Below are 23,421 nucleotides of genomic sequence, written 5' to 3' on the forward strand. Positions count from 1 at the left end.
AGTCGCTTCCCGCGGGGGCCGGTCCGAACGGACCGGCCCCCGCGGTGCGTTGCCCGTTGCCCTTCTTGTAGAGCCCGGCCGCCGGTCACGGCGATCGCGACTGCGCCCCGTGCTTCCGGGAGAAACTCAGGGCGATCGAGGCCAGCTGAACTCGGCTCGGTGGTGAAGTCGGTTCACGCCTCGGCGGCTGTGGACTGCTCCTCGGCCTCCGGCAGGAATCCCGGCAGCCACTCCTCCAGTTCCGCGCGCATGCGGACCGTCGCTCCCAGCTGGCACAGGACGCCGATGGTGCTCAAGGTCACCCGGTGTATCAGGAGGTACGAGGGAGGCAGGTTCAGGCGCTTGCCCAGTTGATGCGCCGGGGAGCGTGGATCGGCTATACGGGCCGCCTGGCTGCGCATCCAGCCGCGGGTGAAGGTGAACTCGTCCGCCTCGGCCGGTTCGATGATCGGCAAGAGGTAGTCGAGTACCGCCTCGGGGTCCAGGTCGATCGAGTCCTTGACGAAGCCTTCCGCGCAGAGAGCCTCGTAGACCGCCTCGGCCTCGCCGTCCAGGGTCAGGCGCAGTGAGCGGCCGATCGTCGAAGGCAGCCCGCCCGGGAGACGGTCGACCGTGCCGAAGTCCAGCACGCCCAGGCGCCAGTCGTCCTTGCCGGCCGGACCGCCGGGCAGCAGGCGGAAGTTGCCGGGGTGGGGGTCGGCGTGCAGGAGGCCGGTGCGGGCAGGACCCGAGAAGAGGAACCGGGCCAGCAACTGGCCCGCGCGGTCGCGCTGCTCCTGCGTACCGCTGGTGATCACCTCCGACATCGGTATGCCGTCGATCCACTCCGTCACCAGAACCTGCTCGCACTGGTGGACGACGGCAGGTACCACGACGTCCGGATCGTCCGTGAACTCCGCCGCGTGGGCCTGCTGGGCCTGAGCCTCCAGGCCGTAGTCGAGCTCTTCCGAGACACGGTCCCGGAGTTCGGTGATGAGCGGCTTGATGTCCATTCCGGGGATGAGGGGTCCCAGTAGGCGGGCGAAGCGGCTCAGCTGCGTCAGGTCCGAGAGCAGTGCCTCGCCGGCACCCGGATACTGCACCTTGACCGCGACCTCGCGTCCGTCGTGCCACAGCGCCCGGTGGACCTGCCCGATCGAGGCGGCGGCGGACGGTTTGTCCTCGAACTCCAGGAACAGGTCCTGCCAGTCCGCGCCGAGCCGAGCCTCCAGCACCGAGTGCACGGTGCGGGTCGGCATCGGAGGGGCCGCTTCCTGGAGCTTCGTCAGCGCCGCGCGGTAGGGGCCCGCGACCTCCTCGGGCAGTGCCGACTCGAAGACGGACAGTGCCTGCCCGAACTTCATCGCCCCGCCCTTGAGCTCGCCAAGCACCTTGAACAGCTGCTCCGCCGTGCGCTGTTGCAGTTCGCGGCCGACGATGTCCGCCGACTCGCCGACGATCCGTTTCCCGAGTCCCCAGGTGGCCCGCCCGGCGATGCCGAGCGGGAGCGCGGCGAGCTTGGCGGTACGGGTGACCGCCTTCCGGGGAAGATCAGACATGAGCCCTCCAGGTTCCGGACAGCCGCGCCGTGTGTGCCTTACGGCGTAACTCCGTCGACGGCCGTTGCTCCGCCATTGTCTCGTGCGACCCCCCGTCCTCCGGAGTGTGTTCCTCCTTACTCTTCTCCTCCGCACCGCACGGGCATGCGGGATGTGCCCAGACCGGGCGGGCGTGCCAGTCGAGCCCGGGTACCGAGACCTCCCAGCGGGCACCGGCGGTGGACGGGGTCCTCCCGTCCAGGAAGGCGAGCGCGTGGCTCGCGGTCAGACCCGCGACCGTCGTCGCCAGAGCCAGGTCACAAGCCCTGACCTGGCGCGGCCGTGCCGAACGCCACTGCGCCACCAGACGTGGCCAGACGGGGTCCCGGTCGACGCGCCACCGTTCCAGACAGCCGACGCAGGCTGTCTCGCCCGGCAGAACCAGGGGGCCGACGATGCCGGTTCCCTCCACGACACCCGCGTACAGATGTGGTGTGCCCGAGGTCACCAGTTCCTCGGCGGCGGCAGGGTCGGGCGCGTGCACGGCGAGATCGTCGCGTGGGGCGATGATCACCAGGGAGAGACCGGGGTCGCTCCCGTCCGGCGGCGACTGAGCAGCCGTACGCCGTGGCGGGCGGTCCGGGGCCGCCCGCAGGGCAGCGCGTCGCGCGGACTCGTCCCGGCGTTCGCCGACGGAATCGACTGGCAGGCCACCGGGTGCGACGTCCCACGGCTCGACCACGCCGCCGTCACGCACATCGACGTGACCCACGCCCGCACCCGCCAGCAGCGAGGCGATCACCGCGCCCACCCGGCCCGCGCCCCGGATCTGTACACGCTGCGACCTGCGAGCGGCCAGCCGGGCCATCGCTTCGCCCGGCGCCCGTGCGACCAAGGAGAGGGAGGCCAGATCGGGGCCCAGCCGCGCCAGGACCTTCTCCTTCCCGCGCAGCTTCTCGACGTCCGGACCACCGCCTGTCGCGTCGTCGAGGAGGCCGGCCTCGCTCAGCCGCTCCACCAGGCCGTCGACATGGGTGGCCGGCAGGTCCATGCGGTGCCCCTCCTCGTGGAGGCGCGGGAGTCCGCGCGTGCCGTCGAGCAGGCTCAGGAAACTGCCCGTCGCCGTGTCCATCGGGCCGAGTGTCATCGCGTGGGCGGGTGTCATCCCGAACTGCACGGTGTTCAGATCTCGCCAGCCGCTGCGCAGCGCGCCCTTCATCACCGGGTGAGCGACACCCGGGTGGACCTCACCCGAGTGGGTTGTCGTCGGCGGCGCGACCGCTGTGTCCGATGCGGGCGCGGGTGTGGTGGTCGATCGCATGGCAGGCCCCCGTAGCCAGAGAGATTCCCCGTGGTAAGTCCTTGTTTGTCGGTGGATGTCAGTGCTCGTTCCGCCGACGAGTGTCAGCATGACCGGTTTGCTCATCGGGCGTCGAAAGTTGTCCACAGGCGGTGGGCATTCGTCGTACAAATCAAACGCATGGTGGGGATCGCCGCCGAACCGTGCCGGAGTCAAGACTTCCTCCATGCACAGCGGGTAACGTCGTGCCGTGCCCGCCGACCCACTGCACCGCGCCAAAAACCCACAGCGCAGCACGACGAGCCAGCCGCCGAGCGGCTCGGGGGCGAGCGCGATCGAGGTTCGCAGGAGTGACCGGCGACGCCGGACAGTCTCCGCCTACCGCGAGGGCGATCGCACCGTCGTGCTCATCCCCGCCCGGATGTCCGAGGCCGAGGAACAGCGCTGGGTGACTGTCATGCTCGACAAACTGGCCGCCCAGGAAAGCAAGACGAAACGGGTGCCCGGCGACAGCGAGCTGGCCGAGCACGCGGAGCGGCTGTCGGCCCAGTACTTCGGCGGCCGTGCGCGGCCCACCACGGTGCGCTGGGTCACCAACCAGAACACGCGCTGGGGCTCGTGCACCCCGGCCGAGGGCAGCATTCGTCTCTCGCACCGGCTGCAGGGCATGCCCGAGTACGTCGTCGACTACGTCCTCCTCCATGAACTGGCGCATCTGCTGGTGCCCGGGCACGGGCCCCGTTTCTGGCGGCTCCTGGACGCGTACCCACGGACCGAACGGGCCCGTGGCTACCTCGAAGGAGTGGTCGCCGCCGACCGGCAGCCGCAATCGCCGCCCGCGCGCGGGGACTGATCTTCGGGCGGCAAGGTGTGCGGCGGTCGCGCAGCGTTGTGTACCGGGTTTGTACCGGCTCTGACCACGGCCGGAATTAGCCGTTAGCCTGACCCGACGCATCAGGCATTCGGGATGGGGGACGGTCGTTACGCATGGCCAGGGAATTCCAACGCGGTCACAAGGCCAAAATCAGTGATCTCACGGCGGGCACGGATCTGTACGTAGGTGTACAGATCTCCGGACCGGGGCTCACCTTCGACATCAGCTGCTTCGGCCTCGACGCCGACGAGCGGCTCTCGGACGACCGGTACTTCGTCTTCTTCAACCAGCCGAAGTCTCCCGAGGAGTCCATCCAGCTCCTGGGCGCTCAGGCGGGCGACACGGAGTCCTTCCGCGTCACGCTCGACCGGATCCCGCCGCAGATCCAGAAACTGTCGTTCACGGCCACACTCGACGGTGCCGGGCAGATGTCGCAGGTCGCCCCCGGATACATCCGCGTCGTCGCCGGCGGTGAGGAGGTGGCCCGCTACTCGTTCAACGGTTCGGAGTTCTCCACCGAGCGGGCCGTGATGCTGGGCGACTTCTATCTGAAGGACGTGTGGCGGTTCGCCGCCGTCGGGCAGGGTTTCGACGGTGGCCTCGACGCGCTGCTGAAGAACTTCGGCGGCGAGGTCGCCGAGGAGGAAGAGCCCGCCGCGCAGCAGCCCCAGACCGGTGCCACTCCCGGCTTCGCGCCGCCCGCGTTCGGCGCTCCGGCGCCGGCCGCTCCGCAGCCCGCCGCTCAGGGGTTCGCGCCTCCGCCAGCAGCCCCCGCGCCCCCGGCTCCGGTGCCCGCGCCGTCGATGCACGCCGCCCCCACCATCATCGCGCCCCTGACACCGCCGGGCGGCGCCCAGGTACCGCCCCCGGCTCCGGCACCCGCGCCCTACGGACAACCGGCGGCCCCGCAGGCTCCGTACGGCCAGGCACCCGGCCACCCCGGGTCGCTGCCTCCCGGATACGGCCAGCCGCAGGCGCCCCAGGCCCCGCCCGGCCCGCCCGGATACGGGCAGCAGCCCCCGTTCGGGCAGGCCCCCGGCCAGCAAGCCCCCTACGGGATGCCCCAGGGCGCACCCCAGGGCGGCGGACAGGCGGCCGGTGTGACGGCCGCGCTCCAGCAGTTCAAGGAGACCCCGACCGGGCAGCGCTGGACACAGCAGAACAAGAAGCTGATCCGCGTTGACCTGGGCATGGGCGGCCAGCCCGTGCTGGCCCGGCAGGGCAGCATGGTGCTCTACCAGGGCAAGGTCGACTTCAGCTACAAGGGCGCCGGATTCGCCGGCCGGATCGTGGGCAACGCGACCGGCCAGGAGATGCAGCTGATGCGCTGCACCGGCCAGGGCCAGGTGTTCCTCGCCGACAACGCCACGATGCTGCACCCCATCGAGCTCCAGGGTGACGGCATCTGCGTGTCCGCCGAGAACGTCCTCGCGTTCGACGAGAGCCTGCAGTACGAGGTCCGTCGCGTCGAGGGACACGGCATCCCCGGTGGTGCGCTGTTCACCATGCAGTTCACGGGAACCGGCACCATCGTCGTCAAGACGCACGGTGTCCCCGTCGTCCTCCCGGTCACACCCACCACGTTCGCCGACTGCAACGCCGTGGTCGCCTGGTCGGCCGCCTCCCAGGTGGTCGTATCCAGCCAGGTACGGATGCGTCGCAACGCCTACCCCGGCGACACCGGAGAGGGCGTCAACCTCCAGTTCCGAGGTGCGCCCGGCAACTTCATCGTCGTCCAGCCGTACGAGATCTGAGGGAGCCCGCCATGAACCAGCCGCTCGCGGGCTACGCTCCCGCACCCGTCACCGCCCGCATGGAAAACCACGGCAACCACATGCTGAAGGTCGCCATGCAGACCGGAAACGACCTCCTCGCGCGCGTGGGGTCGATGGTCGCCTACGAAGGCTTCGTCCAGTACGAGCCCAACCCGCCGGCCGTGCGCCAGATCGCCAAGGACTGGATGACCGGTGAGGGCGCGCCCCTGATGAAGTGCTCGGGGGACGGTCTGCTCTATCTCGCGGACTACGGCGCGAACGTGATCGTGATCAACCTCAACGGCGACGGCATCTCCGTCAACGCCACCAACCTGCTCGCCTTCGACGCACATCTCACCTGGGGCGTCGAGCGGGTCAAGGGGCTGGCGAAGTTCGCCGGGCAGGGCCTGTGGAACACCAAGATCTCCGGGCAGGGCTGGGTCGCGCTGACCTCCCGGGGCAAGCCGATCGTCGTCGACTGCGGCGGTGGCGAGGACGAGACGTACGTCGACCCGGACGCGCTCGTCGCCTGGTCCCCGAACCTCAAGGTGAAGGGCAAGCGCAGCTTCAAGGCGCAGTCGCTCATCGGCCGCGGCAGTGGTGAGGCCTTCCAGATGGCCTTCTCCGGCCAGGGCATCGTCGTCGTCCAGCCCAGCGAGGACAGCACCGACCGTCTCCGGTTCCGGGGCTGAGGGGAAGCCAGAACGCCATGCAGAGCCCACTTTTCGCGCACAACGACTCGCAGACCCAGGAACGCTGGAGTCTGCAGAACAAGCAGATGCTCCGGATCACCCTGGAGGGCCACGACGACATCCTCGCCCGCAAGGGCACGATGGTCGCCTACCAGGGGCTGATGGAGTTCGACGCCGAGTACCAGAGCAGCAACCAGGGCCGCTCACGCGCGCACACGGGCGAGGGCCTGGACCTGATGCGCTGCCACGGGCAGGGCACGGTCTATCTCGCCAACCTCGCCCAGCACATCCATTTCGTGGACGTGGAACAGGACGGTCTGACCGTCGACAGCAGTTACGTGCTGGCGATGGACTCCGGGCTGCACCACGAGGTCATCGCCGTGGACAGCCTCTACGGCATCTCCGGATCCGGGAAGTACCAGCTCAACATCACCGGCCGCGGGAGGGTCGCCCTGATGACCTCGGGCGCGCCGCTGATGATGCAGGTGACGCCGGACAAGTACGTCAACTGCGACGCCGACGCGATCGTCGCCTGGTCGACCGGCCTGCGGGTGCAGATGCAGGCCCAGACACACACGTCCGGAGTATGGCGACGGCGCGGCAACACCGGCGAGGGCTGGGAGCTCAGCTTCATGGGCAGCGGTTTCGCGCTGGTCCAGCCCAGCGAACTGCTGCCGCCGCAGAACGCCCAGATCGGCCAGGGCGCAGCGGCCCAGTTCGGGATGGGACAGCACGGGGCCCGGGCGCAGAACCAGGGCAACGTCTGGAGCTAGCAGCACCGGACCGGTAAGGGGCGACCACCTTGGGCGGTCGCCCCTTACCCGTTCACAACCGGGCGAGAGTTGCTTCGAGCAGTCGTACGACCGAGTCGTCCGCCACGTCCGCCACCTCGGCGTAGGAGAACCAGCGCAGGTCCAGGGACTCCTCGCTGATCGCCGCCACGGCTCCCCGAGGGGCCACGGCGGCGTACTGCACGTCCAGGTGCCAGGCACAGGGCGTGTGGTGCCGGTCCAGACGGACCGGCGTGCTCCCCAGCAGACGCAGCGACGGGATGCCGGACTCCTCCGTGGCCTCGCGGAGCGCGGCGCCCGCGAGCGTGTTGTCGCTCTGTTCGCAGTGCCCGCCCATCTGGAGCCACATCCGCAGCTTCCTGTGGAGCGTGAGCAGGACCCGCTCACGCTCCGGGTCGATCACCAGAGCGCTGGCCGTGATGTGTCCGTCCTCGCAGGATTTCCACATCCCGTCGGGACGGGCATCCAGATGGTCCAGGTAGGCCTGACGGAGGTCCCGCTGATCCTCGTACTTCTCCAGCACCCGGACCGCGTTGTGGTGGAGAGTCACTCGGAGTCGTCGTCCTTCTCCAGGTTCGGCTTCTCGGCGGAGCCGCCCGCGGCCTCGCCGAGCATCTTGTCCAGCTCGGAGAAGTCGAGCTGCTCGCGGTGCACGAAGCCGTCCGGATCGTCCAGGTCGGACGCTGTCGGCAGCATGTCCGGGTGGGCCCACAGGCCGTCGCGGCCGTCGACGCCGCGCGCGTCCGTCAGGGACGCCCACAGGCGCGAGGCGTCGCGCAGCCGGCGCGGACGCAGTTCCAGGCCGATCAGGGTGGCGAAGGTCTGCTCGGCCGGGCCGCCGGAGGCGCGCCGACGGCGCAGCGTCTCGCGCAACGCGTCCGCGGACGTCAGCCGGGGCTTCGCCGCCGCGTGCACCACCGCGTCCACCCAGCCCTCCACCAGGGCCAGCGCCGTCTCCAGACGGGCCAGGGCGACCTTCTGCTCCGGGGTGTCCTCCGGCTGGAACATGCCCTGCTGAAGCGCGTCCTGCAGCTGCTCCGGGTTCTGCGGGTCGAACTGGCCGACCACGTCCTCCAGCTTGGCCGTGTCGACCTTGATCCCGCGCGCGTAGCCGTCGACCGCGCCGAACAGATGCGAGCGCAGCCACGGCACGTGGGTGAACAGGCGCTGGTGGGCGGCCTCGCGCAGGGCGAGATACAGTCGCACCTCCTCCTGCGGCACACTCAGGTCCTTGCCGAAGGCCTCGACGTTCGCCGGCAGCAGCGCGGCCCGGCCCGTCGGGCCCAGCGGCAGACCGATGTCCGTCGAGCCGACGACCTCACCCGCGAGGACCCCGACGGCCTGCCCGATCTGCGTGCCGAACATGGCGCCGCCCATGGAGCGCATCATGCCGATCAGCGGGCCCGCCATGGCCTGCATCTCCTCGGGCAGGACATCGCCCATGGCCGCGCCGACGCGCTCGGCGACCGGGTCGACCAGTTCCTTCCAGGCGGGCAGGGTCGCCTCGACCCACTCCGCGCGGCTCCACGCCACCGCGGAGCCGGCGCCGGACGGGAGCGATGTCGCGTCGTCCAGCCACAGGTCGGCCAGCCGGACGGCCTCCTCGACCGCGGTGCGCTCGGAGGGACCGATGCTGGAGTCCTTGACGCCGTCGGACGTCCCCTGGGAGACGGTCTGGCGGGCGATCTGCTTGGCCATGTCCCAGTTCACCGGACCGCCCTCGTACGAGAGCATCTGGCCCAGCTGCTGGAACGCGGCGCCCAGGTCGTTGGGGTTCATGGAACCGAACATGGCTGCGAGTGGATTGTCGCCTCCGGGACCACCGAAGCCTGGCAGCCCGAAACCGAACGGTCCCTGACCACCACCGCCCTGCTGGTCCTTCTGCTTGCCCTCGTCGCCGTTCTCCGGCTCCTCCGGCGGAAGGCCGAATCCGAATGGGGTGTCACTCACGGGATTCCTCGGCTGGTAAGGCCGTCGGCTCTTCGACGGCGGCTGCCCGACAACACCACCCAGCCTAGACACCACAGCCGGTTGGGGGCTCGGTGCTTCGCCGACTCCTGGCCTGCGGCAGGATGGATGTCACCTGGTACGTACGCGTCACGCGCGTCCTTACTGAAGACAACCGCTGGAGACGCCGGTGAGTTCCCCAGATCCGCAGGTTCGCGCAGCGCGAAACCACTCAACCAACCCGGCCCTACGCGGGCCCGTCGTCGCGGTCACCGGCGCCGCTACGGGCATCGGAGCGCTGCTCACCGAGCGGCTCGCCGCCTCCGAGGAGATCAGGCAGGTCGTCGCCATCGACGAGCGCCGCGGCGAGTGCGCGGCGGCGCAGTGGCACATCCTCGACGTGCGGGATCCGGCCATCGCGGAGAAGCTGCGGGGCGCCGACGTCGTCGTGCACCTGGCCCTCGACCTGAACCTGGAGACGGACGGCGCGGCCCGTACGGCGTACAACGTACGGGGGACACAGACCGTGCTCACCGCTGCCGCCGCGGCCGGGGTGCATCGCGTCGTGCTCTGTACGTCCGCGATGGTCTACGGAGCGCTTCCGGACAACGAACTGCCGCTGGCGGAGGACGCCGAGCTGCGTGCGACGGCCGAGGCGACCGGGGTCGGGGACCTGCTGGAGATCGAGCGGCTCGCCCGGCGCGCGCCGCGGGCGCATCCTGGGCTCAATGTGACGGTGGTGCGTCCCGCGGTGTTGATCGGGGGCACGGACACCGCTCTGACCAGGTACTTCGAGTCGCCCCGGCTGCTTGTCGTGGCTGGGTCACGGCCCGCCTGGCAGTTCTGCCACGTCGAGGACCTGTGCAGCGCCCTGGAGTACGCGGTGCTGGAGAAGGTCGACGGGGAGCTGGCCGTCGGCTGCGACGGATGGCTGGAGCAGGAGGAGGTCGAGGAACTCAGCGGGATCCGCCGTATGGAGCTGCCGTCCGCTGTCGCTCTGGGCGCGGCGGCCAGGCTGCACAGGATCGGGCTGACGCCCTCTCCGGCCGGGGACCTGGCGTACACGATGTATCCCTGGGTGGTGAGCGGGAGCCGGCTGCACGATGCCGGATGGCGGCCCCAGTGGAGCAACGAGGAGGTTCTCGCGGAGCTGCTGGAGGAGGTTGCCGGGCGGCACACGGTGGTGGGTCGGCGGCTCGGGCGCAAGGACGCGACCGCGGCGGGGGCCGCGGGGGCGACGGTGGCGCTGCTGGGTACGGCCGCGTTGGTGCGACGGGCCCGGAAGGCGCGGCGGCGGATCTGACCGACGAGGGTGGGCTGGGCCGTTTCGCCCCCGCCGCCCTTACGGGCCGACGGTGTTGGGCGTGGCACGATGGGGACATGGCATCCCTCAGCGATCATCCCGGCGAGCAGGCGGCTCTGGATCCCATCAAGCTGGTTGCCGTCCGGGAGACACCCCTCTCCCTGGATGAGGTTTTCCGGGCTGTCGGGGACGACTCCGCCGGGGGGACCGCCCTGTTCGTGGGGACCGTTCGGAACCACGACGGGGGCGCGGACGTCGACGCGCTCGGCTATTCGTGTCACCCGAGCGCCGAGGCCGAGATGCGGCGTGTCGCCGAGAAGGTCGTCGCCGAGTTTCCGGTGCGGGCGCTCGCCGCTGTGCATCGGATCGGGGACCTTGCCGTGGGGGACCTGGCCGTTGTGGTCGCCGTGTCCTGCCCGCACCGGGGGGAGGCCTTCGCGGCCTGTCGGAAGTTGATCGACGACCTCAAGCACGAGGTGCCCATCTGGAAGCACCAGACGTTCTCCGACGGGACCGAGGAGTGGGTGGGTGCCTGCTGAGCCGCACGGGCGACCCTGTGTGTGAGACGTCTCCGGTTGCGTAACCGCCCCCCGGGCGTGAGCGTTGACACGGCGGAGGTTAATCTGCTGATCAGTCAGTTGCGGTGGCTCTTTGGGGTTGGGAGGTCGGCATGGCGGCACTCGCCTGGTTGCTGATTCCGCTGGTGGCTGCGATCGGCGCCGGTCTGTGGGGCAGTTGGGCCAACCGGACGCGCAGAACGCGTGGAGACGGGCCCGAGCTCGACGGCTACGAGCGGTTCCGCGAGGCCATGGAGAAGTCCCGTACCTGAGACACCGTACGGGCGGCCCTGACGGTGTGCCGACAGGACCGTCCCGTACTGTCGTGCCATGCCACGCCGCACCGCGACGATGCTCGCCTCCACCCTGATGCTGATCGTGCTCCTGTGCGCCGGTGTGTTCGTCACCGTGCCGTATTCGGAGCTGTCGCCGGGGCCGACCGTGAACACTCTCGGGGACCACGGCGGCGAGCCGGTGCTGCAGATCTCGGGGCACAAGACCTATGCGACCACCGGGCACCTGAACATGACCACCGTTCGGGTGACCAGCGCCGACTACAGGATGAACCTCGTCGAGGCGGTGTACGGGTGGCTCTCGCACGACAACAAGGTCGTGCCGCACGACACGCTCTACCCGGACGGCAAGACCGAGGAGCAGTCGACCCAGGAGAACGCCGAGGAGTTCAGCCAGTCCCAGGAGAGCGCCAAGGTCGCGGCGCTGGACAAGCTCGGCGTTCCGGTGCAGTCCTGGGTGATCGTAGCCACCGTCGTGAAGGGGTCCCCCTCAGAGGGCGTGCTGCACGCCGGTGATGTCATCAAGGCCGTCGACGGTACGGCGGTCAAGGTGCCCACCGACGTCGCCAAGCTGGTGACCAAGCACAAGGCCGGCGAGAAGGTCGTCTTCACCATCGTGCCCGCCGCGGAGCAGGCCGCCGCAGAGAAGGCGAACCGGGCGGCCACCAAGACGCGGGACATCACCATCACGACCACCAAGTCGGACGACGCGGACGCCCAGCGAGCCATCGTCGGGATCTCCGCCGGAACCGACCACACCTTCCCGTTCACCATCGACATCAAGCTGGCCGATGTCGGAGGGCCCAGCGCGGGGCTCATGTTCGCCCTGGGCATCTACGACAAGCTGACGCCCGGAAGCCTCACCGGCGGCAAGTTCGTGGCCGGCACCGGCACCATCGACGACGACGGCGTGGTCGGTCCCATCGGCGGGATCGAGATGAAGACCGTCGGTGCCCGGGACAAGGGGGCTCAGTACTTCCTGACCCCGGCCGACAACTGCGCGGCCGCCGCCGCGGACACCCCCGACGGGCTGACACTCGTCAAGGTGAGCACCATTGGCGACGCGTTGAGCGCGCTCAAGGACATCCGCTCCGGCGACACCGGTGATCTGCCGAAGTGCGGCACCAAGTAGGCACTCAGTAAGCGGCATCGAGTGAGCGGGGAGCGGGTGCGCGGTCCACCGGACCGCGCACCCGCTCTCTGTTTCTCCGCTGGTCCGTCAGTCCGCGAAGGTCGCCGACAACGCCTCCGCCAGGCCCGGCACCAGGCCCGAGCCCGTGAGCACCTCCGTCGCCGCGTCCTTCTCGCGCAGACGCACCGCCGAGTCGCGTGTGCCGTCACGCAGGACCGCGACGGTCATCCGGACCTCCTGACGGTCGGGGTGCGCGGCGACCCAGGCCGCCAGCTTCTTGTCGCTGAGCCCCTGCGGGACCGCCGCCTCGGCGGACGGCGGGAGCATCAGGCGCTCGACGGTGAGGGCGCAGCCGACCACCGAGTCCGGCCAGGCGATGGTGGCGAGGAACTCGTCCAGCGGCTTGCCCGCCGGGATCTCGTCCTGTTCGATCGGGGTGAGACCGGTGGTCGCCTGCTCGTCCGCCAGGCCGAGCTGGGCCGCGAGAGCGGGTTCCTGGACGCGCAGTCGGGCGGTGTCTACAAGTGCGAAGAGACGAGCCGGCTGGTCCCAGCCGAGGCCGGAGGCGTACTCGTCGATCTCGAGTACGGCCCGGGTGAGCGGGTTGGCCGCCATGGGAGTGTTGGACATGGTCACAATCCTGCCTCGTTCATGGCCCGAAACGGGAACCGAGTAAAGCGTGAGTAAGTTGCATAGGTGAGGCCCCTACGATCACGGGCCTGACGGATGGTCCACGATCACGGGGGCCTGACGGACCGACAGCGACTTTTGAGGTGCCAACCTTGGCTTTCCAGATGCCGGACCGCGGCGGAGGCCCGCAGGGGCCACGGATCAGAGTGGGCCGCCCGTCCCGGCGCGTCCGGACCCTGCTCATGACACTGGGCGTCCTTGCCGTACTCGGCATGGCGTTCATCATGTTCGCGGGCTTCTGGACGGAGTGGCTCTGGTACCGCTCGGTCGACTACTCCTCTGTCTTCACGACCACGCTGTGGACCAAGATCGGTCTTTTCCTCGTCTTCGGTCTGCTGATGGCGACGGCGGTAGGGGTGAACATCTGGCTGGCGCACCGGCTGCGCCCGCCGCTGAGTGCCATGTCGATGGAGCAGCAGAGCCTCGACCGGTACCGCATGGGCATCGCCCCCTACAAGAGGTGGCTGCTGCTCGGTATCACCGCCCTGGTCGGTCTCATCGCGGGTGCGTCGGCGTCCGGGCAGTGGCGGACCTGGCTGATGTGGGTCAACGGAGTGTCCTTCGGGCAGAAGGACCCCCAGTTCGGTCTGGACGTCTCCTTCTATGCCTTCGACCTGCCCTGGTACCGCTTCCTGATGGGCTTCGGCTTCGCCGCCACGATCCTCTCCCTGATCGCCGCCGCCCTCACCCACTACCTGTACGGCGGGCTGCGCGTCACCAGTCCGGGTGCCCGTGCCACGGCCGCGGCGACCGGACATCTGTCCGTGCTGCTCGGTATCTTCGTCGCCCTCAAGGCGGTCGCGTACTGGCTCGACCGGTACGGCCTCGCGGTGAAGTCGAGCGACTTCAAGGCGACCGGCAACTGGACGGGGCTGCGGTACGTCGACGCCAACGCCTACCTGCCGGCCAAGACGATCCTGTTCTGCATCGCCATCATCTGCTCGCTGCTGTTCTTCGCGACCCTGTGGCGGCGCACCTGGCAGCTGCCCGTCATCGGCTTCGGACTGATGGTCCTCTCGGCCATCCTCATCGGCGGGCTGTACCCGGCGATCGTGCAGAAGTTCCAGGTCCAGCCGAACGAGCAGGCGAAGGAGGCCCCGTACGTCGAGAAGAACCTGAAGGCGACGCGCGAGGCGTACGGCATCGACGGCGCCAAGGTCAGCGAGTACGCCGGCCGCAGCGACACCGAGGACAAGACCAAGCTGCGGGACGACGTGGACGCCACGGCGAGCATCCGCATCATGGACCCGAACATCGTGTCGCCGACGTTCCAGCAGCTCCAGCAGATGCGTAATTACTACGCGTTCCCGACCAACCTGGATGTCGACCGGTACAGCAAGGACGGCAAGGACCAGGACACGGTCATCGGTCTGCGTGAGCTGAACCTCAACGGCATTCCGAAGAACAACTGGATCAACGACCACTTCCGTTACACGCACGGATTCGGTGTGGTCGCGGCCAAGGGCACCACGGCGGACGCCGAGGGACGCCCGGTCTTCACCGAGTCCGACCTGCCGTCCACGGGTGACCTCGGGACGTACCAGCAGCGGATCTACTACGGCGAGAAGACCAGCCAGTACTCGATCGTCGGCGGTCCCCAGAAGGAGATCGACTACTCCGACGACGCCGGTGAGAAGACCACGAGTTACAAGGCGAAGAGCGGTGTCAGCCTCTCCAGCCCGATAAACCGCGCCGCGTACGCCGTCGCGTTCAGCGAGCCGCAGATCCTCTACTCCGGTGCCATCGGCGAGGGTTCGCGGATTCTGTACAACCGCACGCCCAAGGAGCGGGTCGAGGCGGTCGCGCCCTGGCTGACCATCGACGGTGATGCCTACCCGGCCGTCGTCGACGGTGAGATCCAGTGGATCGTCGATGCGTACACGACCACGAACGGCTATCCGTACGCCTCCCGCACCACTCTGGGGGACACGACGGCCGACTCGCTCACCGCCAACAACAACCAGCGTGCGGTGGTGGCCCAGCAGAACCAGGTCAACTACATCCGCAACTCGGTGAAGGCGACCGTCGACGCGTACACCGGCGAGGTCAAGCTCTACCAGTGGGACACCAAGGACCCGGTCCTGAAGACCTGGATGAAGGCCTTCCCGAACACGGTCGAGCCGAAGAGTGACATCTCGGCCTCGCTGATGGCCCATCTCCGGTACCCGCAGGACCTGTTCAAGGTCCAGCGTGAGCTGCTGACCCGCTACCACGTGGCGTCCGCGTCGACGTTCCTCAGCGGCTCCGAGGTGTGGCAGGTGCCCGACGACCCGAGCAACAAGTCGGGCGACGCGGTGCCGCCGTACTACCTGAGCATGAAGATGCCCGACCAGAAGGCGCAGGCGTTCTCCCTGACGACGACGTTCACGCCGAACGGCCGGGACAACCTGAGCGCCTTCATGTCGGTCAACGCCGAGGCGGGGACGAGTGATTACGGCACCATCAGAATCCTGAAGCTGCCGACGAGCAGAACCGTCGACGGACCCAAACAGGTCCAGAGCCAGTTCAACTCCGAACAGGACATCGCCGAGTCCATCAGGCTGCTGAGAGGCGGGGACTCGGAGATCGAGTACGGCAACCTGCTGACAGTGCCGCTCGATGGCGGGCTGCTCTACGTGGAACCCGTCTACGTACGAGGCAGCGGCCTCAAGTACCCGCTGTTGCGCAAGGTGTTGGTGACCTACGGCGGCCAGACCGCCTTCGAGGACACCCTCGACGCCGCGCTCAACAAGGTCTTCGGGGCGCAGGGCACGACCACCGAGCCACCGGACGAGGGCGGAGGTACGACGACACCGCCGCCGGCGTCCGACAACCCGACGGTCCAAGAGGCGCTCACCGACGCCCAGAAAGCCTTCACCGACGGCCAGGCGGCCCTCCAGAAGGGCGACTGGGAGGCGTACGGCAAGGCACAGGCGGACCTTGAGGACGCCCTCAAGCGGGCCGAGGAAGCACAGTCCGCGGCCGGCAAGGGTGACAAGGCGAGCCCCAGCCCCAGCGGCAGTCCGAGCGCCAGCCCAAGTAGCAGTCCCAGCAGCAGTTAGTGCTGGTCGGACCCGCTGAGGCCGCGGCCTCAGCTCCTCCCGCGCCGTGGTACGGTTGGAACACAACGGCGCGGGGTGGAGCAGCTCGGTAGCTCGCTGGGCTCATAACCCAGAGGTCGCAGGTTCAAATCCTGTCCCCGCTACTGATCGCGAAGGCCCGGATCCTCCAAGGATCCGGGCCTTCGTGGTGTGCGAACGCATGTGCCGACCAGGTTAAGGTCGCGCCTTCCAGGGGCACTTGAGGGGAACTGTGTTTGACTTGTCTCTCTGTGGGCATGTCGACAAAACGCTGAATTGACCTCACTGGCTGCGGTATACCAGGTGTACCCAGGTTGCAGGTGGTGCGACGATGGACGTTATGGGGGACAAGGCAACTCTGTTGGAGACAGGGCGATTTGTGCAGCCTTCCGACCGGGACGAAACCGGCGAGGCGGTAGAAGAGGCACGCCAACGGCTCGCCGCCGAGGCCGGCGACGTCGAGGCGATGAGTGTCCTCGGAGCCATGCTGCTGCGTCGCGGTGATCTCGACGGAGCCGAGCCGCAGCTGCGTGCCGCCACCGCCGCCGGTGACCGTGCCGCGGCCAACAACCTCGGCGTCCTTCTCCACCAGCGCGGGTACGCGGACGACGCCGCCGGATGGTGGCGGATCGCCGCCGTCGCGGGATCCGCTCCCGCCGCCCACGCGCTCGGCCGCCACCACCGTGAGCGCGGCGACGAGCCGGCCGCCGAGTACTGGCTGCGCCAGTCCGCCGAGCAGGGGCACGTGCTGGGCGCGTACGCCCTCGCCGATCTGCTGGAGCACCGTGGGGACGCGGCAACGGAGCGGTGGATGCGCGTCGCCGCCGAACGGGGGCACCGGGAGGCCGCGTACCGGATCGCCCGCGCGCTCGACCGCAAGGCCGCGGCCGACGCCGGCGGCGAGGAGGGTGCGGGCGACGGTGGTGCCGGGGAGGCCGAGCAGTGGTACCGGCAGGCTGCCGCCCGCGGCCATCAGCGGGCCGCGCTGCACCTCGGGGCCATTCTGGAGAAGCGCGGCGAGCTCAAGGAGGCCGGACGCTGGTATCTGACGTCCGCCAAGGACGGCGAGGCCAGGGCCGCGTGCGCGCTCGGATTCCTGCTGCGCGACGCGGGCGACTCCGAGAGCGCCGCCGTGTGGTGGCTGCGGGCTGCCCAGGACGGGGACGGCAACGCCGCCAACGCGCTGGGCGCGCTGCACGCCGAGCGGGGCGAGACCCAGACCGCCGAGCGCTGGTACCGGGCGGCCATGGACGCCGGGGACGTGAACGGCGCGTACAACCTCGGGCTGCTCTGCGCCGAGCAGTCGCGTACCGCGCAGGCCGAACAGTGGTACCGGCGGGCCGCGTACGCGGGGCACCGCGAGGCCGCGAACGCGCTCGCCATCCTGCTGCTGCAGGTCGGGGACGCGGCGGGGGCCGAGCCGTGGTTCTCCAAGGCGGCCGAGGCGGGAAGTGTCGACGCGGCCTTCAACCTCGGGATCCTGCACGCCGGACGCGGCGAGGAGGCCGCCGCGCTGCGCTGGTACGAGCGGGCCGCGGGCGCTGGGCACACCGAGGCGGCGCTGCAGGTCGGCATCGCCCGGCTCCGTGAGGGGGACGAGCGGGAGGCCGAGAGGCATCTGCGGTGCGCGGCGGGCGGGGGAAGCCCCGAGGCCGCGTACCGGCTGGCCTCCGTGCTCGACGCCCGGCGTCCGCAGACGCCCGCGCATGAACTGGGTGAGATCGCGCACGAGAAGACCGAGTGCGAGGAGTGGTACGAGCGGGCGGCTTCCCAGGGGCATCGGCGGGCGCAGGTGCGGGTGGGGATGCTGGCGTCTGCTCGGGGGGACGTGGTGGAGGCGGCTCGGTGGTATCGGGCCGCGGCCGAGGCCGGGTCTCGTAACGGGGCGTTCAATCTGGGGCTGTTGCTGGCTCGGGAGGGGAGTGAACCGGAGGCCGCGGTGTGGTGGGCTCGGGCGGCTGAGGCGGGGCATGGGCGGGCCGCGTTGCGGCTGGCGCTGGTGTATGCGCGGCGGGGGGAGTTGGCGGAGGGGCAGCGGTGGGCTGATCTGGCGGTTTCGCTGGGGCCTGGGGAGGTTGCTGAGCGGGCGGCTCGGTTGCGGGATGCGTTGCGGGAGGAGCTTTCCGCGTGAGGGTGCGGTGGGTTGGCGTGGGGTTTTTCGCCCCCGCCGCCCCTACCCGTCCCATCCCGTTCCTGGGGGCTGTGCCCCCAGACCCCCCATCGGCCCTGGACGGGCCTTGTCCTCAAACGCCGGACGGGCTGGGGGTGCGGGCCGGTGCTTGAGAGTGCGGGAGTAAGTGATTTGCCTTCGTGGGCTGGGCTGACGTAACGTTGGTTTTACCGACGCGGGGTGGAGCAGCTCGGTAGCTCGCTGGGCTCATAACCCAGAGGTCGCAGGTTCAAATCCTGTCCCCGCTACTTGAGGCCGAGGGCCGGAGTCCGATTCAGGACTTCGGCCCTCGGTGTTTTTCCGGTCAGGCGGTCGCGTGCTGGCGTACCGGGGCCCAGCAGCGGATGATGTCGCGGACCGAGACGATGCCGACGGGCTCGCCGCCGTCCAGGACGATGAGATGGCGGAAGCCGCCGTGGGCCATCGCGTGCGCGGCGTCCTCCAGGGTCCAGGAGGGGGTGGCGAAGACCACGTCGTTGGTGGTGTGGGCGTGGGTGCGTTCCGTGTCGGGGCTCTGGCCGAGGCCCACGGAGTCGAGGATGTCGCGTTCGGTCAGGATGCCGATTCCGCCGGCGTCCGGGTCGAGGACCACCGCCGCGCCGACCCGCCGTGCGGCCATCAGAGTGGCGGCCTGGCGGAGTGTGTGATCGGGGCCGATGGTGAGGACCACGGAGCTCATGGCGTCGCGTACGAGCATGGGGTGGAGCCACCTCCTAGAGAGTTCCCGCCCCCTGTTTCGCTGCCTTGTTCAGGGTTTCACAAGTTCACAAGTGGGGGGAACTTCAGAGTGGCAGGTAAAGCGACGGTCAACAAGGGGGCGGGTACGGCTGTTACGGGGCGCGCGGAGGGGCGGGGACGGGATCAGTAGCGCTGGTTCAGGTAACCCAGCATCTCGTCGTGAAGGTGGCCGTTGGACGCCGCCGCGTCTCCGCTGTGCGGGCCCGGGCGGCCGTCGAGGCCGGTGAACGTGCCGCCGGCCTCCGTGACGATGATCGCGTTGGCCGCCATGTCCCACAGGGACAGCTCAGGCTCGGCGCAGATGTCGATCGAGCCCTCGGCGACCATCATGTACGGCCAGAAGTCGCCGTACGCGCGCGTGCGCCACACCTCGCGGGTCAGGTCGAGGAAGCCGCCCAGCACGCCTCGGTCCTCCCAGCCGGTGAGGGACGAGTACGCGAACGACGCGTCCGTCATCTTCGAGACGTTCGAGACGCGCAGCCGGGACGACGAGGAGAGACTGCGGCCGGTGAAGGCGCCGTGGCCCTTCGCCGCCCACCAGCGGCGGCCCAGGGCGGGGGCGGAGACCAGGCCGACCACCGGCTGGAAGCCGCCCTCACCCGCCTCCATCAGGGAGATCAGCGTGGCCCAGACGGGCACCCCGCGAACGTAGTTCTTGGTGCCGTCGATCGGGTCGATCACCCAGCGGCGGGGCCCGGTGCCCTCGACGCCGTACTCCTCGCCGAGGATCGCGTCGCGCGGGCGGGCGCGCTGCAACTGGCCCCGGATCAGTTCCTCGGCCGACTTGTCCGCCTCGCTGACCGGCGTCATGTCCGGCTTCGTCTCGACCTTGAGGTCGAGTGCCTTGAACCGGCCCATCGTCGTGGCGTCGGCGGCGTCCGCGAGGACGTGGGCAAGGCGCAGGTCATCGAGATAGTCGGGCATAGGCGAACCGTATCTTTCGAGGCTGTCGCGGGGCTACAGGGGGCGGTGGGTGTGATTGGCCGCGGTTGACCGGTGCCGGCGACGTCGGCGGCTCGGGGGTGCGAATGTCGATACGCGCCTCCCGGTGCCGTCGCGCACCCTTGACAGTGACCCCGTGCGCGTCAAACCTGGGCCCAGAGCCGCTCGGCCCTGGGAGGCGGATCATGCCTGCAGCGCGGGATTCCTTGCTGGACGCCGCATACACGGCGCTCGCGCGTCGACCGTGGTCCGCCGTACGCATGGTCGACGTCGCGGTGACGGCCGGAGTGTCCCGGCAGACGCTGTACAACGAGTTCGGCAGCAAGGAGGGGCTCGCCCGGGCCCTCGTCCGCAGGGAGGCCGATGCCTACCTCGCGGGCGTCGAGCGGACGCTGACCGGGCCCGCCGAACCGGGTTCCGGAGCGCGGGAACGACTCACCGCAGCCGCCGAGTGGACCGCGTCGGCCGCCCGCGACAGCGTCCTGGTGCGGGCCCTGCTGACCGGCTGCTGGAGCGAACGGCTGCCCTCGCCGACGCTGTCCGCCGTGCCGTCCGCCGCCACGGTGCCCGCGCAGCGGCGGGCCGACGGGCCGCTGCCCTCGCCCGGTGACTTCGTGGCGCTCGTCCGGGACCGGGCCGTGACCGTGCTGTCCGGCGCCGGCGCGGCCAAGTCGGACGTCGCCGAGATGTCCCGTACCTGCGAACTGGCCGTCAGGCTCGCCCTGTCCTGCGTCGCCGCGCCCCCGGGGGAGGGTGGTGTCGCCGACCTCGTGGGGAGCGTGTTACAGCCCTCGGACGACGCTGTGTGGAAGTGACTGTGGAAGCGGCTGAGGGGCGGGTGCGGGCGGTTTCGGTCAGTGGGAGGAGCCCGACAACTGCAGGCCGATCACGCCGATGATCACCAGGCTGATCGAGACGATCTTCAGGACGGACACCAGGTCGTCGAGGAAGACCATCCCGTAGATCGTGGTGCCCGCCGCGCCGATGCCGGTCCACACCGCGTACGCCGGGCCCACGTCGAGCTTCTTCAGGGAGAGCGTCAGCAGGCCGAAGCTGCCGAGGGCGAAGACGCAGAAGGCGACCGTCGGCCACAGACGGGTGAAGCCGTGGGACAGCTTCAGACAGACGGCGAAGCCGGTTTCCAGGAGTCCCGCCACAACGACCAGCAGCCACGCCATGTCTTGTCCTCCCGTGTACCACGTCGACCGCTTCGTCACGCTCGGATCCGGCTCGGTGCGATTATGCACTTACCGGCTCTCGTAGCGGCCAAACAACGCGGAGGTCAGTCGCCCTCTGTTCGCTCCCTCGTCGACAGCAGCCGCCGCAGGGAGTAGAGCCGCGCCGGGTCGGCGTGCCCCTTCTCCACCCACTCGTCCAGCGCGCAGTCGGGCTCGTCGTGACTGCACGCGCGCGGGCAGCCCTCCGTACCCGGTTCCAGGTCCGGGAAGGCGTGGATCACGAGGGACGGGTCGACATGGTGCAGCCCGAACGAACGTACGCCCGGGGTGTCGACCACCCAGCCCGCGTCGCCCGAGAGGGGGAGGGCGAGGGCGGAGGTGGTGGTGTGCCGGCCCCGGCCCGTCACCGCGTTGACGATTCCCGTCGAGCGCCGCTGGTCGTTGGACACCAGGGCGTTGACCAGGGTCGTCTTGCCGACGCCCGAGTGGCCGACGAAGGCCGTGATCTTGCCGTCCAGTTGCTCGCGCACGCGGGCCACGGCGGCCCCGCTCTCCAGCTCCTGGCGGCTCGTGACCACGTACGGGATGTCCAGGGCGCCGTACAGCTCCAGGAGCTTGTCGGGCGGGGCCAGGTCCGACTTGGTCAGGACCAGGAGCGGGGTCAGGCCGCCGGCGTACGCCGCCACCAGGCAGCGGTCGATGAGACGGGGGCGGGGTTCCGGGTCGGCCAGCGCTGTGACGATGGCCAGTTGGTCGGCGTTGGCCACGACCACCCGCTCGTACGGGTCGTCGTCGTCCGCCGTGCGGCGCAGGAGCGAGGTGCGCGCCCCGATGCGGACGATACGGGCCAGGGTGTCCTTCTTGCCGGAGAGGTCGCCGATGACGGACACGTGGTCGCCGACCACCGCGGCCTTGCGGCCCAGTTCACGGGCCTTCATCGCCATGACGATCCGGTCGTCGACCAGGACGGTCAGCCGGCCCCGGTCGACGGTGAGGACCATGCCGTCGGCCGCGTCCTCGTGCTTCGGGCGGATGTTCGTACGGGGTCGGTTGCCCTTGGGGTTCGGGCGGGAGCGGATGTCGTCCTCGTCGGTGTTCTTGCCGTAGCGGCGCATGATTCCGGTCCGCCCGTCAGTTCCCGAGCATTCCGGCCCACAGATCGGGGAAGTCCGGGAGGGTCTTCGCCGTCGTCGCCACGTTCTCGATCCGTACGCCCTCCACCGCCAGACCGATGATCGCGCCGGCCGTCGCCATTCGGTGGTCCTCGTACGTGTGGAAGGTGCCGCCGTGCAGGGTGCGCGGGCGGATGTGCAGGCCGTCGGCCGTCTCGGTCACGTCGCCGCCGAGTTCGTTGATCTCCTTGGTCAGGGCCGCCAGGCGGTCCGTCTCGTGGAGGCGCAGATGGGCCACCCCGGTGAGGGTGGAGGGCGAGTCGGCGAGGGCCGCGACCGCCGCGATGCCCGGGGTCAGCTCGCCGACCTCGCTCAGGTCCACGTCGATGCCGTGGATCGACCCGGAGCCCGTGAACTCCAGTCCGTACTCGGTGAGTTCGCAGGAACCGCCCATCTCCGTGAAGATCTCGCGGAGCCGGTCGCCGGGCTGCGTGGTGCGGGCCGGCCAGTCCGGGATCGTCACCCTGCCGCCGGTGACCAGGGCCGCCGCCAGGAACGGCTGGGCGTTGGAGAGGTCCGGCTCGACGGTGAGGTCCCGGCCGAGCAGCGCGCCCGGCGTCACCCGCCAGACGTTCGGCTCGCCGCCCGACTCGGGGGTGTCCACCTGGGCGCCGACCGCGCGCAGCATGTCGACGGTCATCCGGATGTGCGGGAGCGAGGGCAGGGTCGCGCCGGTGTGGCGGACCTCCACGCCCTGGTTGAAGCGCGGCGCGGAGAGGAGCAGGGCGCTGACGAACTGCGACGACGAGGACGCGTCGATCGAGACCGGGCCGCCGTCCAGGGCGCCGCTGCCGTGCACCGTCAGCGGGAGCGCGCCGCGGCCGTCGTCGTCGATACGGGCGCCGAGGGCGCGCAGGCCGTCGATCACGCCGTGCAGCGGACGCTCGTACGAACGCGGGTCGCCGTCGAAACGGATGGGCCCGTCCGCGAGGGCGGCGACCGGGGGCAGGAAGCGCATCACGGTGCCGGCGTTGCCGACGTCGACGGTGGCGGGGCCTTGCAGACCGGAGGGGATCACGCGCCAGGCCTCACCGGAACCGTCGGGGTCGCCCGGGCCTGCCGCGCCGGAGGAACTCGACGACACCGTCTCCTCGATGCCGACGCCCATCGTGCGCAGGGCGCCCGCCATCAGGAGGGTGTCGCGGGAACGGAGGGGGCGGCGCAGCCAGCCGGGCTCCGAGGCGAGGGCGGCGAGGATGAGGGCGCGGTTGGTGACGGACTTGGACCCGGGCACGTGGACCGTCGCGTCGACGGCTCCGGTCGCGTGCGGGGCGGGCCAGAGGGGGGTGTCTGCGGGGTTCGGGGCCATAGG

21 protein-coding genes and 2 tRNA genes are annotated in these 23,421 nt (G+C 69.9%); 13 read left to right on the forward strand and 10 right to left on the reverse strand.

Translation table 11 applies throughout. The annotated features are described in order from the left end of the window. Nucleotides 1-173: 173 nt before the first annotated feature. On the reverse strand, nucleotides 174-1,538 hold the full coding sequence (locus tag PV734_RS27615) for an ABC1 kinase family protein (protein WP_319292516.1): 1,365 nt from the start codon (nucleotides 1,536-1,538) through the stop codon (nucleotides 174-176). Further along, nucleotides 1,531-2,736 carry a TOMM precursor leader peptide-binding protein gene (locus tag PV734_RS27620; RefSeq protein WP_319092591.1) on the reverse strand — a complete coding sequence of 402 codons (1,206 nt, stop codon included), beginning with the start codon at nucleotides 2,734-2,736 and terminating at the stop codon, nucleotides 1,531-1,533. The genes PV734_RS27615 and PV734_RS27620 overlap by 8 nt, the downstream gene beginning before the upstream one ends. Nucleotides 2,737-3,067: 331 nt before the next feature. On the opposite strand from PV734_RS27620, the gene PV734_RS27625 reads away from it, so the two are divergent. The 4 genes from PV734_RS27625 to PV734_RS27640 all read left to right on the forward strand — a co-directional run bounded on the left by PV734_RS27625 (nucleotide 3,068) and on the right by PV734_RS27640 (nucleotide 6,910). Then, entirely contained in the window at nucleotides 3,068-3,670 is a 603-nt protein-coding gene (locus tag PV734_RS27625; protein WP_319092093.1) for a M48 family metallopeptidase, read from the forward strand. 134 nt (nucleotides 3,671-3,804) lie between these two features. Beyond that, nucleotides 3,805-5,445: a TerD family protein gene (locus tag PV734_RS27630; RefSeq protein WP_319292518.1), complete on the forward strand. Its 1,641-nt coding sequence runs from the start codon at nucleotides 3,805-3,807 to the stop codon at nucleotides 5,443-5,445. Between the two features lie 11 nt (nucleotides 5,446-5,456). Beyond that, a complete protein-coding gene (locus PV734_RS27635; RefSeq protein ID WP_044473954.1) occupies nucleotides 5,457-6,137 on the forward strand; it encodes an AIM24 family protein in 681 nt (226 codons plus the stop codon). Nucleotides 6,138-6,154: 17 nt separating this feature from the next. Continuing rightward, nucleotides 6,155-6,910 (forward strand): AIM24 family protein, encoded by a 756-nt coding sequence (locus PV734_RS27640; RefSeq protein WP_044473953.1) that lies wholly within the window; start codon nucleotides 6,155-6,157, stop codon nucleotides 6,908-6,910. A gap of 52 nt (nucleotides 6,911-6,962) precedes the next feature. Here PV734_RS27640 and PV734_RS27645 read toward each other — a convergent pair whose 3' ends face one another. Then, nucleotides 6,963-7,478: an NUDIX hydrolase gene (locus PV734_RS27645; RefSeq protein ID WP_319292519.1), complete on the reverse strand. Its 516-nt coding sequence runs from the start codon at nucleotides 7,476-7,478 to the stop codon at nucleotides 6,963-6,965. Then, nucleotides 7,475-8,878: a zinc-dependent metalloprotease gene (locus PV734_RS27650; RefSeq protein WP_319092090.1), complete on the reverse strand. Its 1,404-nt coding sequence runs from the start codon at nucleotides 8,876-8,878 to the stop codon at nucleotides 7,475-7,477. The genes PV734_RS27645 and PV734_RS27650 overlap by 4 nt, the downstream gene beginning before the upstream one ends. A 187-nt stretch (nucleotides 8,879-9,065) precedes the next feature. On the opposite strand from PV734_RS27650, the gene PV734_RS27655 reads away from it, so the two are divergent. From PV734_RS27655 to PV734_RS27670, 4 genes are all read left to right on the forward strand, one after another. Next, nucleotides 9,066-10,178, forward strand: a complete 1,113-nt coding sequence (locus PV734_RS27655) for an SDR family oxidoreductase (RefSeq protein WP_319092089.1) — start codon at nucleotides 9,066-9,068, stop codon at nucleotides 10,176-10,178. Nucleotides 10,179-10,255: 77 nt separating this feature from the next. Next, entirely contained in the window at nucleotides 10,256-10,717 is a 462-nt protein-coding gene (locus PV734_RS27660; protein WP_319092088.1) for a molybdenum cofactor biosynthesis protein MoaE, read from the forward strand. A 131-nt stretch (nucleotides 10,718-10,848) separates the two neighbouring features. Next, nucleotides 10,849-11,007, forward strand: coding sequence for a hypothetical protein (locus PV734_RS27665; RefSeq protein WP_006379628.1), 159 nt, complete (start codon nucleotides 10,849-10,851; stop codon nucleotides 11,005-11,007). Between the two features lie 58 nt (nucleotides 11,008-11,065). Beyond that, nucleotides 11,066-12,160 carry a PDZ domain-containing protein gene (locus PV734_RS27670; protein WP_319092087.1) on the forward strand — a complete coding sequence of 365 codons (1,095 nt, stop codon included), beginning with the start codon at nucleotides 11,066-11,068 and terminating at the stop codon, nucleotides 12,158-12,160. 87 nt (nucleotides 12,161-12,247) lie between these two features. Here the strand turns inward: PV734_RS27670 and PV734_RS27675 are convergent, their stop codons facing one another. Further along, nucleotides 12,248-12,790, reverse strand: coding sequence for a PPA1309 family protein (locus PV734_RS27675; protein WP_319092086.1), 543 nt, complete (start codon nucleotides 12,788-12,790; stop codon nucleotides 12,248-12,250). 164 nt (nucleotides 12,791-12,954) lie between these two features. On the opposite strand from PV734_RS27675, the gene PV734_RS27680 reads away from it, so the two are divergent. The 4 genes from PV734_RS27680 to PV734_RS27695 all read left to right on the forward strand — a co-directional run bounded on the left by PV734_RS27680 (nucleotide 12,955) and on the right by PV734_RS27695 (nucleotide 18,327). Then, nucleotides 12,955-15,891 (forward strand): UPF0182 family protein, encoded by a 2,937-nt coding sequence (locus PV734_RS27680; protein ID WP_319092590.1) that lies wholly within the window; start codon nucleotides 12,955-12,957, stop codon nucleotides 15,889-15,891. Nucleotides 15,892-15,960: 69 nt separating this feature from the next. Then, nucleotides 15,961-16,034: transfer RNA gene (locus PV734_RS27685), tRNA-Met, on the forward strand. A 206-nt stretch (nucleotides 16,035-16,240) separates the two neighbouring features. Next, nucleotides 16,241-18,040 (forward strand): tetratricopeptide repeat protein, encoded by a 1,800-nt coding sequence (locus PV734_RS27690; protein ID WP_319092085.1) that lies wholly within the window; start codon nucleotides 16,241-16,243, stop codon nucleotides 18,038-18,040. A 213-nt stretch (nucleotides 18,041-18,253) separates the two neighbouring features. Then, a tRNA-Met gene (locus tag PV734_RS27695) sits at nucleotides 18,254-18,327 on the forward strand. A gap of 56 nt (nucleotides 18,328-18,383) precedes the next feature. Here PV734_RS27695 and PV734_RS27700 read toward each other — a convergent pair. Together PV734_RS27700 and hisN are read right to left on the reverse strand one after the other, a co-directional pair. After that, on the reverse strand, nucleotides 18,384-18,776 hold the full coding sequence (locus PV734_RS27700) for a cyclic nucleotide-binding/CBS domain-containing protein (protein WP_319292521.1): 393 nt from the start codon (nucleotides 18,774-18,776) through the stop codon (nucleotides 18,384-18,386). A gap of 164 nt (nucleotides 18,777-18,940) precedes the next feature. Next, nucleotides 18,941-19,741 carry a histidinol-phosphatase gene (gene hisN, locus PV734_RS27705; protein WP_319092083.1) on the reverse strand — a complete coding sequence of 267 codons (801 nt, stop codon included), beginning with the start codon at nucleotides 19,739-19,741 and terminating at the stop codon, nucleotides 18,941-18,943. 203 nt (nucleotides 19,742-19,944) lie between these two features. Here hisN and PV734_RS27710 point away from each other — a divergent pair, with 203 nt between their 5' ends. Next, nucleotides 19,945-20,574 (forward strand): helix-turn-helix domain-containing protein, encoded by a 630-nt coding sequence (locus PV734_RS27710; RefSeq protein ID WP_319292523.1) that lies wholly within the window; start codon nucleotides 19,945-19,947, stop codon nucleotides 20,572-20,574. 39 nt (nucleotides 20,575-20,613) lie between these two features. Here the strand turns inward: PV734_RS27710 and PV734_RS27715 are convergent, their stop codons facing one another. The 3 genes from PV734_RS27715 to aroA form a co-directional block, all read right to left on the reverse strand. Continuing rightward, a complete protein-coding gene (locus PV734_RS27715) occupies nucleotides 20,614-20,937 on the reverse strand; it encodes a DMT family transporter (RefSeq protein ID WP_006383410.1) in 324 nt (107 codons plus the stop codon). Nucleotides 20,938-21,041: 104 nt separating this feature from the next. Continuing rightward, entirely contained in the window at nucleotides 21,042-22,052 is a 1,011-nt protein-coding gene (rsgA, locus tag PV734_RS27720; protein WP_319292525.1) for a ribosome small subunit-dependent GTPase A, read from the reverse strand. A 16-nt stretch (nucleotides 22,053-22,068) separates the two neighbouring features. Next, nucleotides 22,069-23,418, reverse strand: coding sequence for a 3-phosphoshikimate 1-carboxyvinyltransferase (aroA, locus tag PV734_RS27725; RefSeq protein WP_319292526.1), 1,350 nt, complete (start codon nucleotides 23,416-23,418; stop codon nucleotides 22,069-22,071). Nucleotides 23,419-23,421: the final 3 nt, after the last annotated feature.

This window comes from Streptomyces sp. AK08-02, from assembly GCF_033795085.1.
In the GTDB taxonomy this organism is placed as follows: domain Bacteria; phylum Actinomycetota; class Actinomycetes; order Streptomycetales; family Streptomycetaceae; genus Streptomyces; species Streptomyces echiniscabiei.

Excerpts from the sequence above, each read along its gene's own strand:
- PV734_RS27615 (WP_319292516.1), bottom strand. The coding sequence starts at position 1,538 with ATGTCTGATCTTCCCCGGAAGGCGGTCACCCGTACCGCCAAGCTCGCC.
- PV734_RS27620 (WP_319092591.1), bottom strand. The coding sequence starts at position 2,736 with ATGAAGGGCGCGCTGCGCAGCGGCTGGCGAGATCTGAACACCGTGCAG.
- PV734_RS27630 (WP_319292518.1), top strand. The coding sequence starts at position 3,805 with ATGGCCAGGGAATTCCAACGCGGTCACAAGGCCAAAATCAGTGATCTC.
- PV734_RS27635 (WP_044473954.1), top strand. The coding sequence starts at position 5,457 with ATGAACCAGCCGCTCGCGGGCTACGCTCCCGCACCCGTCACCGCCCGC.
- PV734_RS27640 (WP_044473953.1), top strand. The coding sequence starts at position 6,155 with ATGCAGAGCCCACTTTTCGCGCACAACGACTCGCAGACCCAGGAACGC.
- PV734_RS27660 (WP_319092088.1), top strand. The coding sequence starts at position 10,256 with ATGGCATCCCTCAGCGATCATCCCGGCGAGCAGGCGGCTCTGGATCCC.
- PV734_RS27665 (WP_006379628.1), top strand. The coding sequence starts at position 10,849 with ATGGCGGCACTCGCCTGGTTGCTGATTCCGCTGGTGGCTGCGATCGGC.
- PV734_RS27670 (WP_319092087.1), top strand. The coding sequence starts at position 11,066 with ATGCCACGCCGCACCGCGACGATGCTCGCCTCCACCCTGATGCTGATC.
- PV734_RS27675 (WP_319092086.1), bottom strand. The coding sequence starts at position 12,790 with ATGTCCAACACTCCCATGGCGGCCAACCCGCTCACCCGGGCCGTACTC.
- PV734_RS27680 (WP_319092590.1), top strand. The coding sequence starts at position 12,955 with ATGCCGGACCGCGGCGGAGGCCCGCAGGGGCCACGGATCAGAGTGGGC.
- PV734_RS27690 (WP_319092085.1), top strand. The coding sequence starts at position 16,241 with ATGGACGTTATGGGGGACAAGGCAACTCTGTTGGAGACAGGGCGATTT.
- PV734_RS27700 (WP_319292521.1), bottom strand. The coding sequence starts at position 18,776 with ATGCTCGTACGCGACGCCATGAGCTCCGTGGTCCTCACCATCGGCCCC.
- hisN (WP_319092083.1), bottom strand. The coding sequence starts at position 19,741 with ATGCCCGACTATCTCGATGACCTGCGCCTTGCCCACGTCCTCGCGGAC.
- PV734_RS27710 (WP_319292523.1), top strand. The coding sequence starts at position 19,945 with ATGCCTGCAGCGCGGGATTCCTTGCTGGACGCCGCATACACGGCGCTC.
- PV734_RS27715 (WP_006383410.1), bottom strand. The coding sequence starts at position 20,937 with ATGGCGTGGCTGCTGGTCGTTGTGGCGGGACTCCTGGAAACCGGCTTC.
- rsgA (WP_319292525.1), bottom strand. The coding sequence starts at position 22,052 with ATGCGCCGCTACGGCAAGAACACCGACGAGGACGACATCCGCTCCCGC.
- aroA (WP_319292526.1), bottom strand. The coding sequence starts at position 23,418 with ATGGCCCCGAACCCCGCAGACACCCCCCTCTGGCCCGCCCCGCACGCG.